At 71.5% G+C, this 15,498-nt stretch carries 13 protein-coding genes; 7 read left to right on the top strand and 6 right to left on the bottom strand.

The window, feature by feature from the left end; all coding sequences use genetic code 11:
- Window positions 1-364 precede the first annotated feature (364 nt).
- The 4 genes from FXF51_RS35020 to FXF51_RS35035 are packed head-to-tail and all read left to right on the top strand — an operon-like array spanning window position 365 to window position 3,655.
- The gene (locus tag FXF51_RS35020; RefSeq protein WP_148438987.1) at window positions 365-1,570 is read left to right on the top strand and encodes a hypothetical protein; all 1,206 of its coding nucleotides are present in this window, start codon (window positions 365-367) and stop codon (window positions 1,568-1,570) included.
- A 43-nt stretch (window positions 1,571-1,613) separates the two neighbouring features.
- Window positions 1,614-2,609 (top strand): hypothetical protein, encoded by a 996-nt coding sequence (locus FXF51_RS35025; protein WP_148438988.1) that lies wholly within the window; start codon window positions 1,614-1,616, stop codon window positions 2,607-2,609.
- Between the two features lie 38 nt (window positions 2,610-2,647).
- Window positions 2,648-3,175: a MarR family winged helix-turn-helix transcriptional regulator gene (locus FXF51_RS35030; protein ID WP_148438989.1), complete on the top strand. Its 528-nt coding sequence runs from the start codon at window positions 2,648-2,650 to the stop codon at window positions 3,173-3,175.
- A gap of 48 nt (window positions 3,176-3,223) precedes the next feature.
- The gene (locus tag FXF51_RS35035; RefSeq protein ID WP_148438990.1) at window positions 3,224-3,655 is read left to right on the top strand and encodes an STAS domain-containing protein; all 432 of its coding nucleotides are present in this window, start codon (window positions 3,224-3,226) and stop codon (window positions 3,653-3,655) included.
- Window positions 3,656-3,704: 49 nt separating this feature from the next.
- On the opposite strand, the gene FXF51_RS35040 is transcribed toward FXF51_RS35035, so the two are convergent.
- Window positions 3,705-5,111 (bottom strand): dihydrolipoyl dehydrogenase family protein, encoded by a 1,407-nt coding sequence (locus FXF51_RS35040; protein WP_148438991.1) that lies wholly within the window; start codon window positions 5,109-5,111, stop codon window positions 3,705-3,707.
- Between the two features lie 171 nt (window positions 5,112-5,282).
- Here FXF51_RS35040 and FXF51_RS35045 point away from each other — a divergent pair, with 171 nt between their 5' ends.
- Window positions 5,283-6,386 (top strand): sialidase family protein, encoded by a 1,104-nt coding sequence (locus FXF51_RS35045; RefSeq protein ID WP_148438992.1) that lies wholly within the window; start codon window positions 5,283-5,285, stop codon window positions 6,384-6,386.
- Here the strand turns inward: FXF51_RS35045 and FXF51_RS35050 are convergent.
- Window positions 6,383-7,291 carry a hypothetical protein gene (locus FXF51_RS35050; RefSeq protein ID WP_148438993.1) on the bottom strand — a complete coding sequence of 303 codons (909 nt, stop codon included), beginning with the start codon at window positions 7,289-7,291 and terminating at the stop codon, window positions 6,383-6,385. The two genes, FXF51_RS35045 and FXF51_RS35050, sit on opposite strands and share 4 nt — an antisense overlap.
- 158 nt (window positions 7,292-7,449) lie before the next feature.
- Between FXF51_RS35050 and FXF51_RS35055 the strand changes: the two genes are divergently transcribed.
- Entirely contained in the window at window positions 7,450-8,412 is a 963-nt protein-coding gene (locus FXF51_RS35055) for an endo alpha-1,4 polygalactosaminidase (protein WP_148438994.1), read from the top strand.
- A 4-nt stretch (window positions 8,413-8,416) separates the two neighbouring features.
- On the opposite strand, the gene FXF51_RS35060 is transcribed toward FXF51_RS35055, so the two are convergent.
- The 4 genes from FXF51_RS35060 to FXF51_RS35075 all read right to left on the bottom strand — a co-directional run bounded on the left by FXF51_RS35060 (window position 8,417) and on the right by FXF51_RS35075 (window position 13,864).
- Window positions 8,417-10,273 (bottom strand): CheR family methyltransferase, encoded by a 1,857-nt coding sequence (locus tag FXF51_RS35060; RefSeq protein ID WP_148438995.1) that lies wholly within the window; start codon window positions 10,271-10,273, stop codon window positions 8,417-8,419.
- Window positions 10,274-10,301: 28 nt separating this feature from the next.
- Complete coding sequence (locus FXF51_RS35065; RefSeq protein ID WP_187414731.1) at window positions 10,302-11,312, bottom strand: chemotaxis protein CheB; 1,011 nt, start codon at window positions 11,310-11,312, stop codon at window positions 10,302-10,304.
- Between the two features lie 73 nt (window positions 11,313-11,385).
- Window positions 11,386-12,207, bottom strand: a complete 822-nt coding sequence (locus tag FXF51_RS35070; RefSeq protein ID WP_187414732.1) for an STAS domain-containing protein — start codon at window positions 12,205-12,207, stop codon at window positions 11,386-11,388.
- 112 nt (window positions 12,208-12,319) lie between these two features.
- A complete protein-coding gene (locus FXF51_RS35075; RefSeq protein WP_148438998.1) occupies window positions 12,320-13,864 on the bottom strand; it encodes an IucA/IucC family protein in 1,545 nt (514 codons plus the stop codon).
- An 80-nt stretch (window positions 13,865-13,944) separates the two neighbouring features.
- Here FXF51_RS35075 and FXF51_RS35080 point away from each other — a divergent pair, with 80 nt between their 5' ends.
- Window positions 13,945-15,498: an IucA/IucC family C-terminal-domain containing protein gene (locus tag FXF51_RS35080; protein ID WP_187414733.1), complete on the top strand. Its 1,554-nt coding sequence runs from the start codon at window positions 13,945-13,947 to the stop codon at window positions 15,496-15,498.

Below are 15,498 nucleotides of genomic sequence, written 5' to 3' on the forward strand. Positions count from 1 at the left end.
CGACCGCAGGCAAGGCGATCGCCGCGGCGACCACACCGGCCGCGGCAGCCGCCGCCGTCAGGCGTGCGACACTCGACAAACGGGAACCCATGCTGGTAAAACCTCCCCATCCTGGCAATACGGTGCATCCTAAACCCGGGCATGACATGCTCCGGGTAAAAACTTGGACGTTCGGCAAGGCCGGATTGTTCGGGGTTTTTCGCCGGAATCGGGGTCATCGGCGGGTTCGTGCACCGTGGGGCTCCTGAGATCTCTGGGGTTGTTCGAGATTCCCCCAGGCCCAGGCAAAAAACCGTGTCGCCCGCCCGGCCTTCGCGGACCGGTCTGGCAGCGTTCCACCGAGGCATTTCTTGGTGGAGGGGCTATGCGTCGTCGCGTCGGCGGTGACGGCGGGCACGTCGATCGGCTGCTCGCCGCTGCCAGTGCCTGCTGGGGAAACAGCCCCGGCGGTGACGGGTGCGTCGTGGCGGAGGCGTACGACGAGGACCTGCGGATCGTGGCGCGCACGCTGACGGTCGCCAGAGCCGTCTGCGGGCTGCTCTCCGCGCGGCTGGCCGTGCTGACCAGGGCGGAATGGATGCCGCTGGCCCGCGCGTACGGCGCGGTCCAGGACCCGCGACCGGAAGCGCCGCCCCTCGCGCTGGTCACCAGCCGGGCCGACCGGGCCGTGGCCCGCGACCTCCCCGTCGTGCACGTGCACGGAACCGGGACGCTGCAGGCCTACGCGCTCTTCCCCGACCAGGGGCCGTGCTCCATGGGTGACGAGCTGCCCGCCAGGATCGGCGCCTTCTTCGAACGGCACGTCTGGCCGCACAGGGACCTCATCAGGCCCAGTGCCGAGCGGGTCGCCTGGCGGGCCAGGAGCGACTACCAGGTCCGTACGGACACCGAACGCCGGCAACTGCGCCACCACGGCTGCGCCCGCCTCGGCATCGACGCCGACCGGCCCACCATCGCGGTGTTCCGCCACACGCCCGACCGGGACACGGAGCTGTTCGACGCCACCGTCGACTACGCCGCCGCCGACGAGTCGGCCAACTGGCTCTTCCACGACCCCGTGCCCGCCGCCGGCCACCCCCGCATCCGGTGCGTCGGCGCAACCCTGTCCACCACCATGTCGTGGAGCATGACGGACGTGGCCGTCGCGTTCGGCGACAGCGACCTGCCCGGCTTCGGCATCCCCGTCATCCAGGCCGGCTGGGCGGAGGGCGGCGCCTGCGGGGCCGCGCACGTGCCCGGCTCGCCGTACGAGCATCGCCGGCTGCTCGCGGACGCCATCGCCAAGCAGGCCAAGGGGGAGCCCGTGCTCGGGCCCGAGCAGCGCGAGCGCGCCCGGCTGTGGCTATGGCTGCGCCGCTGCGGGTCCGACGTGCCGAGCCAGCTCCTGCCGCACTGGGAGCAGGCGGACGACTACGCGCGGGCGCTGGCCGTCAACCTGCGGCACGTGGAGCCCGGCGGGGATCCCCTGTACGCCGCGGTGCGGCGGATGTGGGAGCGGCGCGAGCCCATGCTCACCCGCTTCGACTTCCACGACCCCGCCGCGCTGATCCCCCTGGGGAACGCCCGGTGAGCACCTTTCACAGCATTCCGACCATTCCCTCCAGGAGCATCCGATGACCAGCGCAGGATCCGCCACAGACCTGGACCAGGTGATCCTTCCCGCCATCCCGCCCGTCCACCTGACCAACGGCCGGATCGCCCCCCTGCAAGTCACCGACCGGCTGCGTCGCGGCAGCCAGATCGTGGGCAGGTTCGAGACGTCGGGGCTGGCCGGGTTCAAGGTGTCGGCGCAGGGACGGCCGCTGCGGGTGCTGGTGTCGCTGTCGGCGGACGAGCGGTCCGTGAGCGGCTGGCACACCGGCCGCAACGAGGCCGTCACGCTGCCGCGTCTCGTGCAGATCCGCTCCCAGGGACGGCTGCGCCAGTGCGTGCTGCTGCGCGGCAAGAAGGCGCACGCCCAGGTGGCGTTCGACCTCACCCCTGAGGAGATCCCCGACGACGGCCTGATCTGCGTCGAGGCGCTGGACGTCACCGAGGGCGACGGCGTCTGCGACGAGGTGCGCGAAGCCGTGTCCGGGCGCGTCGCCGCCGACGGGGTGGCCGGGGTGCGGCTGGACAAGGTCGTGTTCGAGGAGCCGCCGCCGACCGACTACGACCCCGACACGCTCGACGGGTCGCGGTGCGAGCTGTACTCGCTGATCAGCGCGGGCGGGCTGGCCAACGTCAACCGGCAGGGCGTGCGGGCGCTGCGGTCCGGCATGTTCGTGGTCAACCCGGTGCTGAAGGACCGGTTCGGGTCCAGCGGGCGCGTCACGCTCCGGCTGGGGACGCGGGCCGAGGCGGTCAGCATGATCCCGGCCACCTGGCGGCGGGTCAACAGCGAGCTGCGGTGGCTGCGGCACGCCACCAGGAAGCTGCTGCACGCGGCGGCGCCGTCCGTGGAGCGGATCATCAGCTTCAGGGACGGTGACCTGGGGGCGCCCGCGCAGACCGTGCACGGGAACATCACCGAGCTGGAGCTGGCCAGCCCGGCCGGCTCGCCGCTGCTGGTGATCCTCGGCCCCTGCCCGGACGCGCTCGTGACCCTGGAGTCGGGCACCGCCCACTGACAGCCCTCTGAGCGCCGGCGCGGCTAGGATGCGAGGTCATGGGCGACGCCATCGACAGGATCCTGGAGCAGTGGCGGCGCGAGCGGCCCGATCTCGACCTGTCGGCCATGGGGGTCTTCGGCAGGATCGCCCAGGCGATGCGCCTGTCGATGCCGCAGGTCGATCAGGTCTTCACCAGGCGCGGCCTGCGTCAGGGCGAGTTCGACGTGCTGGCGGCGCTGCGCAGGGCGGGGCCGCCGTACACGCTGATCCCCTCCGAGCTGTCGGACGTGCTGATGATGTCGCGAGCGGGCATGACCAACCGGCTCGACCGGCTGGAGGCCGCCGGGCTGGTCGAGCGCAGCCTCGACCCGGCCGACCGGCGCAGCTTCCGCGTCAGGCTGACCGAGGAGGGCCTGCGCGTGATCGACGACGCCCTCACCGAGCACGCCGCCAACCTGACCCGCCTGGCCTCCCCGCTCACCCCCGAGGACGTCGAGACGCTGAGCGAGCTCATGCGCAAGCTGGTCAACGGTCCTCTTGGTGATCAGGGGGATGACGATGCCCAAGGAAAAACGGAAAAATAGCGATCACCTGTGATAACGCCGCTGAGCGGGCAGTGGATTCGTGTGGGCATGAGCGGTTTGCGAATTGAGACGACCCGGCATCTCCATTGCACGGTCATGCGCGCCAGCGGCGTGCTCGACCACGCGGGACGGGCCAGGTTCAGCGCCCGCATCAACGCCGTCTGGGACTGGTCGCCCGGCCCCACCCTCGTGTTCGACCTGGCCGACCTCGACTTCTACGACTCTTCGGTCATCGGGGTGCTGGCGATGGCCATGCAGCGGATGGCCGAGGAGGACAGCGGGCGGATCTTCGTGGTCCGTCCGTCCGACCACCTGCTGTCGGTGCTGCGGCTGACGGACCTGCTGTCGCACGTCGAGCTGCGCGAGAGCGTGGAGGAGACGGTGGCGGAGCTGATGCTGCAGTCGGGGGAGCGCGGCGTGTCCGAGCACGCCGCGATCCCGCCGTCGTCGATGATCTCCCCGCCCCGCCACCGGCCTTGAGCCACGCCACCGGCCTTGAACCCGCTCGCCACCGGCTTGAACCCGCTCGCTACAGGCCGTAGGCCTCCAGCAGCCGGAGCCACACCTCGCTCACCGTCGGGAACGACGGCACCGCGTGCCAGAGCCGGTCGAGCGGCACCTCGGCGGTCACCGCGATCGTGGCCGCGTGCAGCAGCTCCGCCGCCCCCGGCCCCGCGAACGTGACGCCGAGCAGCACCTTCCTGTCCTCGTCCACGACGGCCCTGGCCTTGCCCCGATAGCCGTCACCCAGCAGGTACGCCCCGGTGACCGACCCCATGTCGTAGTCCACGACCCGTACACGGAACCCGTCCGCGCGGGCCGCCTCCTCGGTCCGGCCGACCGCGCAGATCTGCGGGTCGGTGAAGACCACCTGAGGCGCGCCGTAGCCGCCGGCCACATCCCGCATCGCGGGCAGCTCGTCGCCCCGCGCCCGCGCGGCGATCACGTCGCCGCAGATCCTGGCCTGGTACTTGCCCATGTGCGTCAGCAGCACCCGGCCGTTGACGTCGCCCACCGCGTACAGCCAGCCGCCCTCGACGCCGGTGGCCCGCAGGCTGTCGTCCACCTCGACCGGCTTGTCCTCGGGCAGGCCCACCGAGGCGAGGCCGAGATTACGGGTCGCCGGGTGACGGCCCGTCGCCACCAGCAGCTCGTCGGCCTCCAGCGGCGGCCCCTCCGACAGGTGCACGGTGACCTTCCCGCCGGGCTCGGGACGCTCCACCCTGGACACGTCGGTGTGGGTGCGCACGTCGATGCCCGCCTCGGCGAACGACTCGGCGAGCAGCTCGCCCGCGAACGGCTCCATGCGGTTCAGCAGCCCGCCGCCGCGCACCAGCACCGTGGTCTGCCGGGCGCCCAGCCCGTGCATGGCCTGCGCCATCTCACAGGCCACCACCCCGCCGCCGATCACGACCAGCCGCTCGGGGATCGCGGTCGCCGCCGTCACCTCGTGGCTCGTCCAGGGCGACGCCTCGGCCAGGCCGGGCGTGCGCGGGATCGCGGCGGTGCTGCCCGTCGCCAGCACGACCGCCTGGCGGGCGGTCAGGACACGCTCCTCGCCGGTGCCGGTCGTGACGCGCACCCGCCTGGGGCCGTCGAGCCGGCCCCGGCCGCGTACCAGCTCGGCGGGCACGCTCTCGATCCACCGCGCCTGGCCGGCGTCGTCGTAGCCCGACACCGCCTCATCCCGCCTGGCCAGCACCTTCGCCACGTCGATCGGGCCCAGCGAGAGGCCGGGCACCCGCGCCACCTCGGCCGCCAGGTCGATCGGCCGCAGCAGCGCCTTGCTGGGCACGCACGCCCAGTAGGAGCACTCGCCGCCGGCCAGCCGCTCCTCCACGATCGCCGCCGTCAGGCCGCCCCGCACGGCCCGGTCCACGACGTTCTCACCGGCGGGCCCCGCCCCGATCACGATGACATCGAACTCGTCAGCCACCCCTGCCTCCACAAGACTCGTTCGGCTATCAGGGAAATGCTTTCACGCGTGGTCGGCGGTGCGCGAACACGGTCCCGCCGGTGCGCCGGCCGCCTCCGCATCGCCTGCCTCTTCGCCCTCGCGTACGGCGCGCGTCGAAGTCCGTTAACCCGCGCGTCGTAGCGTGCCCGCATGGCGGATGACTACCCCACCTCGTTCCCCTTCCGGCGGTCCACCGACGGCTACCACACCTACCGGATCCCGGCGGTCGTGGTGACGCGGACCGGCACGGTGCTGGCGTTCGCCGAGGGCAGGCGGGGCTCGGCGGCCGACTCCGGGCACATCGACCTGGTGCTCAAGCGTTCGTCCGACGGCGGCCGGACGTGGGGCGCGCTCCAGGTGGTGGCGACGGAGCCGCGCAGGGGGACGGCGGGGAACCCGGCGCCGGTGGTGCTGGACGACGGCCGGATCGTGCTGGTCTTCGTCCGCCAGGGCCCGTCCGCCACCGAGGACAAGATCAGGCGCGGCCAGGTGGCGGCGGCTGACGGCAGGCGGGTGTTCGTGCAGGTCAGCGAGGACGACGGCGCCACCTGGCAGGCGGCCAGGGAGATCACCCAGAGCGCGAAGAAGCCCGAGTGGCGCTGGTACGCGACCACCCCCGGCCACGCGATCGTGCTGCGGCAGGGCGAGCACGCCGGGCGCATCGTGGTGCCCGCCAACCATTCGCTGCCGCCCGGCGGACAGGACAACGGCACCGAGGGCAAGTACAACGGCGGCCACTCGCTGCTGAGCGACGACGGCGGGCAGACCTGGCGGATCGGGTACGTGGACGACAACCCCGACGGGTACGTCAACGTGAACGAGACCACCGCCACCGAGCTGCCCGGCGGGCGGATCTACGTCAACACCCGCACGGAGTCCACCGCGCCCGGCACCAGGGCCGACGCCTACTCGGCGGACGGCGGCCAGACGCTGGAGCTGCCCTTCCGGCCCCAGGCCGGGCTGGTGGGGCCGGTGGTGGAGGGCAGCGTGTTGTGGTCGGAGTCGCCGGAGGTGCTGCTGTTCTCGGGCCCGGCGGCGCCGGACGCGCGGGCGCTGATGACGGTGCGGGCCAGCCACGACCACGGCGTCACCTGGCGGCCGGCGCACACGGTGTCGGGGCTGCCCGCCGCGTACTCCGATCTGGTGCGGCTCGACGACGAGACGGTGGGCCTGCTGTTCGAGACGGGGAACTTCGGCCCGTACGAGAGCATCGCCTTCCGCCGCGTCCCCGTCTCCGAACTGGCAGCTTCCTAGGGTTCGACGACGATCACCTCGTACGTCGGGGAGGTCGGCGGGATCGTGCCGAGATGGGCGTTGACCACGGCCAGCCGGTGGCGGTCGATGAGCGCGGCCGTGGTGGGGAAGTCGAACAGCGGGCTGGTGATCGTCTTCTCCAGGACGCCGCTGGTCAGGCGCGGGTCGAGCCGGAAGCGGGAGACCTGGCTGAGCGAGTTGACCGCCCACAGGCGGTTGCCGGACAGCACGAGGCCGTCGGCGTCGGGCACGTCCACGCCCTCGATGACCTTGCTGGCGCCCGTGCCGGGATCGACGGTGTAGACCTTGCCGAGGGTCGTGTGGGCGACGATCAGGGTGCGGTCGGCGGCCTGGATGCCGTTGAGGTTGAACTCGCCGCTGGTGTCGGCGGCCGGTCCCGTGAGGTTCAGGGTGCGGGCGGGGCCGAGCGCGCCCTTGCGGCCGATCGGCACGAAGTAGAGCTTGGCCTGCAGCGAGTCGGTGAACCAGGCGCCGTCGCGGGTCAGGGCCGTGTCGTTGACGATTCCCGTATCCGGGTCGGTGAGCTGGTACGTGGCCACCTCCGCCCCGGATCTCAGGTCGTAGACGTAGGCCTGGCCGGTGAAGCCGCCCGCGACGAACAGCAGGCCGTGCCGGAGGTCGGCGACCATGCCCACCGCCATGCGGCCGTCCGGCACGTCGATGAAGCGCTCGGCGGTACCGCGCCTGGCGTCGCCGCGGAAGATGTCGCCGTTGAACAGGTCGCCCGCGTAGAAGGTGCTGCCGGCTCCGGCGGCGATGCCTTCTGCGGAGGTGGCGCCGGGCAGGACGATGACCTGGTCCGCGGCGTGGGCCGGGTGGGCCCAGATCAGCAGGGACAGCGCCAGGAGTGTCGCCAGGAAGGGGCGATGGGGTTTGCGTCGCATCGGCATCTCCTGTCTGGGGAGTTGCTTGGCTTATCTCACTTGGCGGGGATCCGCACAAGTGGGGGACAGGGACGCGGCGAGGCTGACAAGATCCATTTCGAAGATCACCCGATCGCACGAAATTTGCTGAATTAGGGGATGGTGTGGGTAATACCCGTGTGTCTTTGTTCACGGTGACGGTGCTGGCCGTGACGATGCTGGGGCCGTACCAGGCGGTCGCGAACGCGGCCACGACGGCGAGCACGACCGCCGAGACGACCGGCACGGCCAGTGCCGCGCTGTGGCGTCCGCCGCTCCAGAGCCGCTGGCAGTACCAGCTCGAAGGCAACCCCAAGTACGCCTCCACCGGCGGCATCAACGTCGACATCTGCACGGTCCCGCAGACCGGCGGCGCCTGCGTCAAGCCCACGGTCTTCGACATCGACCTCTACGTGGACGGCGACGTCGCGGGCGACAACACCACGGTCAACACCGCCGCCGTCAAGGCCATCCACGCCCGCGGCGCCAAGGCGATCTGCTACATCGACGCGGGCTCGATCGAGGACTACCGGCCCGACTACAAGCAGTTCGCCGACTGGCACAAGGCGAACGGCAACTCCCTGCTCGGCAAGCCGTTCAGCGCGGAGTTCCCGAACGAGCGCTGGGCCAACATCAACAACGACAAGGGCCAGCGGGACTTCCTGCTGAAGATGATGGCGGCCCGCGTCGACAAGTGCGCGCGGGCCGGGTTCGACGGGGTCGAGTTCGACGTCGTCAACGCCCACGAGGAGGGCAAGCCGGTCACCGGCTGGACCGTCAGCGCCGCCACCCAGCTCACCTACAACAAGGCCCTGGCCGCCATGGCGCACGCCAAGGGCCTGTCCGTGGCGCTCAAGAACGACCTGAGCCAGGCCGCCGAGCTGGTCTCCAGCTTCGACTACGCGGTCAACGAGGAGTGCTTCCAGTACGACGAGTGCTCGGAGCTGAACGTCTTCGTCAAGGCCGGCAAGCCGGTCTTCCAGGTCGAGTACGAGACCGCCCCCGGGTCCTTCTGCGCGAAGGCGAACAAGCTGAACTTCAACTCGATCAAGAAGTCGGCCGACTACTCGCTGAAGGACCAGCCGTACAAGCCTTGCAGGTAGCCGCCTAGCCGTCCGAGTTGACGACGTTCATCACCATGATCAGGCCGTGCACGGTGTCGTCCTCGGAACGCAGGTGTGAGAGCTGCACGGTCAGCGGCGCCGGCCTGCCGCGGCGGTTCACCGCGTTGAGCACCAGCCCCTCGACCTCCTCCAGCGGGTTGGAGCCGTCGGAGAGCGCGGTGCGCAGGCGCGGCAGGAGCAGTTCGAGCGGCAGGCCGATGTCGAGCCCGGCGAGCGTCTCGCCCACGGCCTCGTCGGCGCGCACCCCCCACAGCTCCTCGGCGCCGGGGCTCCAGACCACCACCCGCAGGTCGTCATCGAGGACCACCACGGCGTCGCCGAGGCTGCGCACCACCGAGGAGACGAACCGGTTGACCTCGTCGAGCTCGATCGTGCGGGCCGTCAGGGCGTCGTTGATGTGCTGGAGCTCGTCGTTGGTGGACTGGAGCTCCTCGTTCATCGTCTCCAGCTCCTCGTTGGTCGACTGGAGCTCCTCGTTGGTGGTCTCCAGCTCCTCGTTGGTCGACTGGAGCTCCTCGTTGGTGGTCTCCAGCTCCTCGTTGAGCGACTGGAGCTCCTCATAGGCCTGTTCGAGCTGCCTGTTGGCCTGCTCCAGTTCGTCCCGCAGCTTGCGGTAGCGGGTGACATCGTAGAAGTGGATGCCCATACCGACCAGATTGCCTGAGGCGAGCAGAGGGACGACGGAGACGTCGAAGACACTGGCCTCCGGCGACCCTACGCGGTGCCAGACGACCTCCTGCAACTCCACCGGGCGCAGGTCGTGGCGGGCCTGCTCGATGACAGAACGCAGCTCCACGGGGCGGTAGGACACCTCGAGGTCCTGGAAGGGGCGGCCGACGTCACGCGGGTTGAGATTGAACAAGGCCTCCGCCTTGGAGTTGGCCAGCGCAAGGTTGCCGGAGACGTCCACGACGAGCTGGGCCACGGGGCCGGAGGCCAGCGCCACGGACGCCAGCGTCGGCAGGCGCGAGGCCAGGTCGGCGGCGGCGCCGGTGACCGACCAGGGCGCCCGGTTGCCGTGGTTGGCGGGCCTGATCTTCCTGAACAGGCGCATGCGCAGATCGACCGGCTCGAACTTGTCACTGTGGTTGAGCAGCATCTCCGCCTTGCCCAAGAACAGGAAGCCGGGGTCGGACAGCGCGAAGTGGAAGCGCCGGATGATGTTGAGCTGCATCTCCGTGTTGAAGTACATCAGCGTGTTGCGGGCGAGGAGCAGATCGACGCGGGAGATCGGTGCGTCGTGCGTGAGGTCGTTGCGCCCGAAGATGAGCTGGCGGCGCAGGTCGCGGCGGAAGGTGTAGCCGTTCTCGACCCGCTCGAAATAGGTCTCGCGCAGGTCGATCGGCACGTCGGCGAGCGAACGGTCGTTGTAGACGCCCGTGCGGGCCAGGTGCAGCGCCTTCTCGTCGAGGTCGGTGCCGTAGATCTTGACCCGGTCGCGGAACGCGTCCATGCCGAGCTCCTCGGCCAGCACCATGGCGATGGTGTAGGCCTCCTCACCGGTGGCGCAGCCGGCGCTCCAGATCCTGATGGGCTGGCCGGCGGACTTCTGGTCGAGCAGCGCGGGGACCACGAGCTCGCGCATGCGCTGCCAGGCGGCGGCGTCTCTGAAGAAACTCGTGACGTTGATCAACAGGCTGTCGAAGAGTCGGGTGAACTCCTCAGGCTCCAACTCCAGCAGATCGCGGTACTCCCCGTAGTCATGCAGCTTCAGCGCCTCGAGCCGGCGGGCGATCCGCCGGATCAGGGTGTTGCGTTTGTAGCCCGTGAAGTCGAAACCGCGCGTCTCCTTGAGGAGAAGGAGGAGGTCGTCGAACTCACGCTCTTCCTCAGTGGTCACAAGGGCAGCCTACGCCGATTCGGGCTGCTCAATCTGTCAGCAGCGTGTCACCGTTGCCACCGATGCGGGATTGCAGCATGCGAATGGTGTTCAATGCCTCGCTCGTGCGTTCCTCCTCGTCGGCGAAGTACCGCAGTGAGAGGTGCTGGCCCCGCTCCTCGGCGGAGCGGCGCATGCGCTCCAGCACCCGCAGCCGCTCCTCCAGCCGCTGAATGGCCACCCACAGGGCCCGCTCCACGGCGTCCGACTGGGCGCTCATCATGCTGTCCCGCGACCACGCGTGCCCCACCCTGCACACGTACCGTGAGGTCGTGGTGCTCCTCTGCTCATAAATGGGCCCGCTGCACTCCGGACAGCTGAAGGCGATCAGCTCCCCTTCCGGATCCCCCAGCGCCGGCGATTCCCGCAGGAACTGCTCGATCTCCCGCTCCATCTCGTTGTCGCGCACCTGAACCTCCGTACTCACAGGGGTACGGCTCTGCTTGAGGATCCAGCCCGCGAGCTCACGCACGGGCAGCGCCCGCGCGGCCGGCACCGCCGTCATGGCGGCCCCCGGCATGCCGGGAAAGGCGCACTCCGACAGATCCTGTACGGCGACCGCGCCCCCGTGCCTGTCGATCGCCTCGCATCCCTTCGCCCCGTCGTCCAGCGTGCCGCTCAGCACCACGGCCGCCGTCCGCGCTCCCGCGTCCAGTGCCGCGCTCATGAACAGCGGATCGGCCGCCGGTCGGTGCCCGTTGTGCCGCGGGCCCCTCGACAGGCGGACCTGTCCCTCGTTCAGGAGCAGGTGGTAGTCGGGGCGGGCGACGTACACGCGGCCTGGCCGCATGGCCTCCCTGTCCTCGGCGGGGGCCGCCTTGAGCGGGCCCGCCCGGTCGAGGATGCTGGCCAGCACGCTGCTGCCCTGTGGCGGCACGTGCAGCACCACCAGCACCGCCGCCGGCAGGTCCGGCGGCAGCTCGCTCAGCAGGGCCCGCAGTGGTTCGACACCGCCCGCCGATGCGGCGACCACGACCACGTCTCGCCCTGCGACTTCCATGTCCTCCCCCCTATCCGGGGAGAGGGACCTCATGCCTGCCGTACCCGGATTCGCGCCCGCAGGAGGGCGCGATCTATGAGAAGTGGGGTGGCACCGAGCCTGTCTCGGTGAGCGTCATGATCGAGCGTGCCTCCGAGAGGCTGCTGCGCATGGCGACCAGGCTGTCGTCGCAGCGCCGGCGGATCGTGAGGAGCCGCTCGCGGGCCTGGGCCGTGGCGGTGAGCCGGTCGTGGAGCGCCTCCTGCTGGTGGAGGGCCTGGTCGCGGAGTGAGCGCGCCTGGGAGATGACCGTCGGCAGCCGGCTCGCGTCGAGCGTGATGGGCGGTGTGCGCGGGCGGGCCGGCTTCGGCTCGGGCGCCGGCTTGACGCGCGGCCGGTCCTGGCTCTGCTCGGCGGACCGGGCGCGCCAGGGGGACTGGCCCCGCTTGGCGGATCGGCCGCGCTCGGCGGACTGGGCGCGCGTGGCCGTGGCGCGGGGAACGGCCCGCAGGCGCGGCAGGTGACGGCGCCCCGTGGCCGGGGTGGGCACCTGGTACGCCTCGACGCCGGCCGCCGCGAGAGCCTCGGGCATGCTGGCGAACACCGGGATGGCCGTCAGCGACTGCTCGGTCATCAGCGCGATCAGGCGGCGCAGCGACGGCTGCACCTCGGCCAGGGCCAGGTAACCGCTCTTCTCCTGCAACGCGCGATGCGTGGTGGCGAGCAGGTCGAGCCCGTTGAGGTCGCAGAACCAGAGGTCGCCCGCCGCCACGAGCACATGCTTCACAGAGGTCTGCGGCAGGGGGTCGAGGAAGGCGGCCAGCACGGGCTTCGTCGTGGAGTCGAGCTCTCCGGTCAACGCGATCACCAGGGTGGTGTCGTCGACGGGCACGAGACGTACTGACAGTTGCATCATGGCGAGCCCCCTCTCTCTGGATCGGCGCGCCTTCGGGGACGGTCGCGCACGACAGATTCCGGCTCGAACCCATAGTCTCGCCCCGTCGAGCAAAGGGCCAGGCGATTCGCCATCAAGTGTGCTTCCGATCATTGAGGAAGTTGGGCAGAGAGGTCCAGCTGTCACCGGCCGGGGCGCCGTCCAGCCGCGCCACCAGGTGTGCCTTGACCGCGATGCGCTCGCCGAGGAGGGCGTCCCGATCGGCGCGTACGTCCCGTGTGTCCGGCAGCGCGCCGAACGCCTCGCGGGCCGCGGCGGCCACGATCGCCCACAGCCGCCCCTCCACGGCTCTGTCGCCCTGCCCGAAGAGCGCGATCAGGCTGCCGAACGTGGTGCCGGCCAGCGAGCCGAACAGCTTGGCGTGCAGGACCGCCGGGTCGTCGCTGAGCAGCCTGGCGCTGACCGGCGGCGGCTCGATCCCGTTGCGCGCCAGCCGGCCGGGGCTGATCCGCACGTCGGCCAGGTCGCGGTAGATCAGCCGGTACGGCAGGCCGTCCCGGCCCAGCGCGACCAGCAGGTTCTGCCCGTGCGCCTCCAGCGCCACGCCGAGTGACAGCAGCCCCAGCGTGTCCCGCAGGACCAGCCGGGCGAAAGCGGTCAGCCAGGCGGCCGGGTCGGGCGCCATCGCGGCGGTGACGGCGGCGACGGGCAGCACCGGCCCCCGCTCGGGGGTGGGCTCGCGGAGCATGCAGGACAGGTCGGCGCTGTGCTCGCCGTCCACCGGGCCGGCGGCGCCCGCCAGGTAGCGGGCGATGCGCAGGCCGCCGCCGCACCGGGCGGCCAGCGTGGTGAGCAGGCTCGAAAGGGGGACGCAGTCGCGTACCGAGCCGGGCGAGATGTCCCTGACGCCGGAGGTCATCCTGGTGGTGAACGCCGTCTTCAGGTGGGGGCCGCCGTCGAGCGGGGCGAGCGTGCGCACCGACATCAGCGGTCTTGCCCGGACGGCCCCGGTGGCGTGCGGGCGCAGACCGAGGGCGGGCAGGACGTGCGTGGTCTGCCACGGGTGGATGGGCAGCAGCAGCCGGTCGCCGTCCACCAGCGAGGCCGGCCACGGCCCCGTGACGAGGCAGTCGCGCAGCGGCAGGGCCAGCAGGTCGAGGGCGACGGTGGGACGGTGTTCGGGCATGTAGGCGAGCTGCTCCGCCACGGACACGCCCGGCCGGTTGCGGCATCCGGGATGGTAGGGGTGGCCGTCGATCACGCTCTGCTCGTGATCCTCCAGGGCGGCGCCTACCGGCGGTGCGGCGCCCGCGCGGGACAGCGCCATGGAGGCCACGCTGTTGTCGAGGTCCTCGACCAGCCGGTCCGCGCCGGGCAGGCCGAGGGCGGCCAGCAGCGCGGCCGGATGGGTGTGGGCGTGGCCGTCCAGCCGGAGCACGGGCTCGTCCCCGAGGTCGTACGGCCGCCGCTCGGGCCCTGTCAGCTCGCGCCCGTCGGCCAGCAGCACCCGGGAGGGCCCGGTGACCGTCAGGCCGGGCAGCGGTTCGTACAGCAGCCCGCGCCACAACCGCCCCATGACGGCTGCCCGCGCGCCGGGAAGGGCCTCGGCGTAGCGGGCGGACAGCTCGGGCCGCACGAGGGCCAGTTCGGCGGCGAACTCCCCCTCTAAACGCCTCATAACCCCCATCTTTCCCAGAAACCATCCTGATAGCTACTCTGTGGGCACCAATGGGGACAAAGGGTAGGAGTAGGGTCGCCATGGCATTTACTGACAGCCTCCTGCCCGCCACAGGGCCGGGGCTCGAAGCCGAGTCCCTTGCCGTGACGGCGCTGCTGAACTGCCTCGTCCGCGAGGTGGCCAGGCCCGCCGAGCCCGGTGCCCTCCTGCTGCCCGAGACCGGACGCCTGCTGCGTGTCGGCGGTACCCGGTACCCCACCTCCCCGGCCCTGCGCACCCCGGACGGCTGGCGCCCGCTCACGCTGACGGAGCTGGTCGAGCTGACGGCCGACGAGCTGCGCGCCGCCACCGGCGTCGCCAACGCCGCGCTGCCCGCCGAGATCCTCGACAGCCGGGACGTCACCGCCGCCCTGCTGGCGGCCAGGCGCGCCACCGTGCCGCCCGCTGACGCGTACCTGCGCTCCGAGCAGGCCCTCCTGGCGGGTCACCGCTACCACCCCGCGCCCAAGGCGCGCGGCGGCGGCGGGCCGGGGGCGTGGCTGCGCTACTCGCCCGAGGCGCGGGCGAGCTTCGCCCTGCCGCTGCTCGCCGTGCCCGCCGAGGACCTGGTGCAGGACGGCGACCCGAGCGCGCTGGACCTCCTGGGCGGGCTGGACCTGCTGAACGGCGGGCTGACCCTGCTGCCCGCCCATCCCTGGCAACTGGAGCTGCTGGGCGAGACCGGCCTGCGGCCCGTGGGCGTCACGGCCGCCACCGCCGTGGCCACCGCGTCCATCCGCACGGTGTACCTGCCGGAGCCCGACCTGTTCTGCAAGTTCAGCCTGGACGTCCGGATCACCAACGACGTCCGCCGCCTGTGGCTGCACGACCTGCGCCGCCTCTCCCTCGTGGCGGCCCTGGTGGACGTGGCGTTCGACGACCTGCCCACCCACCTGCCGCGCCCGGCCGTGCTGCGCGACCGGGGCTGGCGCAGTGCCCGCCGGGGCGGGGACGGCGGCGAGGCGTTGGCGGTGATCGTCCGCGACGGGCTGGGCCGGCACGTCCCGCCCGGCCTGACACCGCTGCTGGCGGCCGGGATCAGCGAGGGCTTCCCCGGCAACCCGCTCGACACCCTGGACGAGGACGGGGCACTGCTGTGGTGGCAGCGCTACCTGGAGCACGTGGTGCCGCCGGTGCTGCACGCGTACCTGCGGCACGGGATCGTGCTCGAATGCCACCTGCAGAACGTGCTCGTCGCGGTGGACGAGCACGGCATGCCGGGTCAGGCGCTGTTCCGCGACCACGAGGGCGTCAAGCTCGTCGCCGAGCGCCACCCGGGCCTCAGCTCGCCCGTGCTGGGCGGCGTGCGCGCCTGGGAGCGGCTCGTGTACTGCCTGCTCACCAACAACCTGTGCGAGATCGCCGGCGCGCTGGCGGCCCGGCACGCCCGGCTGGAGGCCGAGCTGTGGACGCGGGCCAGGACCGTGTTCGCCGACGCGGCCAAGGAGTACGCGGACCCGCCCGAGCTGCGCGACCTGCTGGCCGCCACGCACATCCCGGCCAAGGCCAACCTGCTGCTGCGCTGGCTGGACGCGGACGGCGCGGCCATGCGGTGGGTGCCGATCCCCAACCCGCTGCTGCCCTTCACATCCTGA

The organism is Nonomuraea sp. PA05 (assembly GCF_008086045.1).
Classification (GTDB): Bacteria; Actinomycetota; Actinomycetes; order Streptosporangiales; family Streptosporangiaceae; genus Nonomuraea; species Nonomuraea monospora.

Coding starts and splice junctions, on each gene's coding strand:
- FXF51_RS35020 (WP_148438987.1), top strand. CDS start 365: ATGCGTCGTCGCGTCGGCGGTGACGGCGGGCACGTCGATCGGCTGCTC.
- FXF51_RS35025 (WP_148438988.1), top strand. CDS start 1,614: ATGACCAGCGCAGGATCCGCCACAGACCTGGACCAGGTGATCCTTCCC.
- FXF51_RS35030 (WP_148438989.1), top strand. CDS start 2,648: ATGGGCGACGCCATCGACAGGATCCTGGAGCAGTGGCGGCGCGAGCGG.
- FXF51_RS35035 (WP_148438990.1), top strand. CDS start 3,224: ATGAGCGGTTTGCGAATTGAGACGACCCGGCATCTCCATTGCACGGTC.
- FXF51_RS35045 (WP_148438992.1), top strand. CDS start 5,283: ATGGCGGATGACTACCCCACCTCGTTCCCCTTCCGGCGGTCCACCGAC.
- FXF51_RS35050 (WP_148438993.1), bottom strand. CDS start 7,291: ATGCGACGCAAACCCCATCGCCCCTTCCTGGCGACACTCCTGGCGCTG.
- FXF51_RS35065 (WP_187414731.1), bottom strand. CDS start 11,312: ATGGAAGTCGCAGGGCGAGACGTGGTCGTGGTCGCCGCATCGGCGGGC.
- FXF51_RS35070 (WP_187414732.1), bottom strand. CDS start 12,207: ATGATGCAACTGTCAGTACGTCTCGTGCCCGTCGACGACACCACCCTG.
- FXF51_RS35075 (WP_148438998.1), bottom strand. CDS start 13,864: ATGAGGCGTTTAGAGGGGGAGTTCGCCGCCGAACTGGCCCTCGTGCGG.
- FXF51_RS35080 (WP_187414733.1), top strand. CDS start 13,945: ATGGCATTTACTGACAGCCTCCTGCCCGCCACAGGGCCGGGGCTCGAA.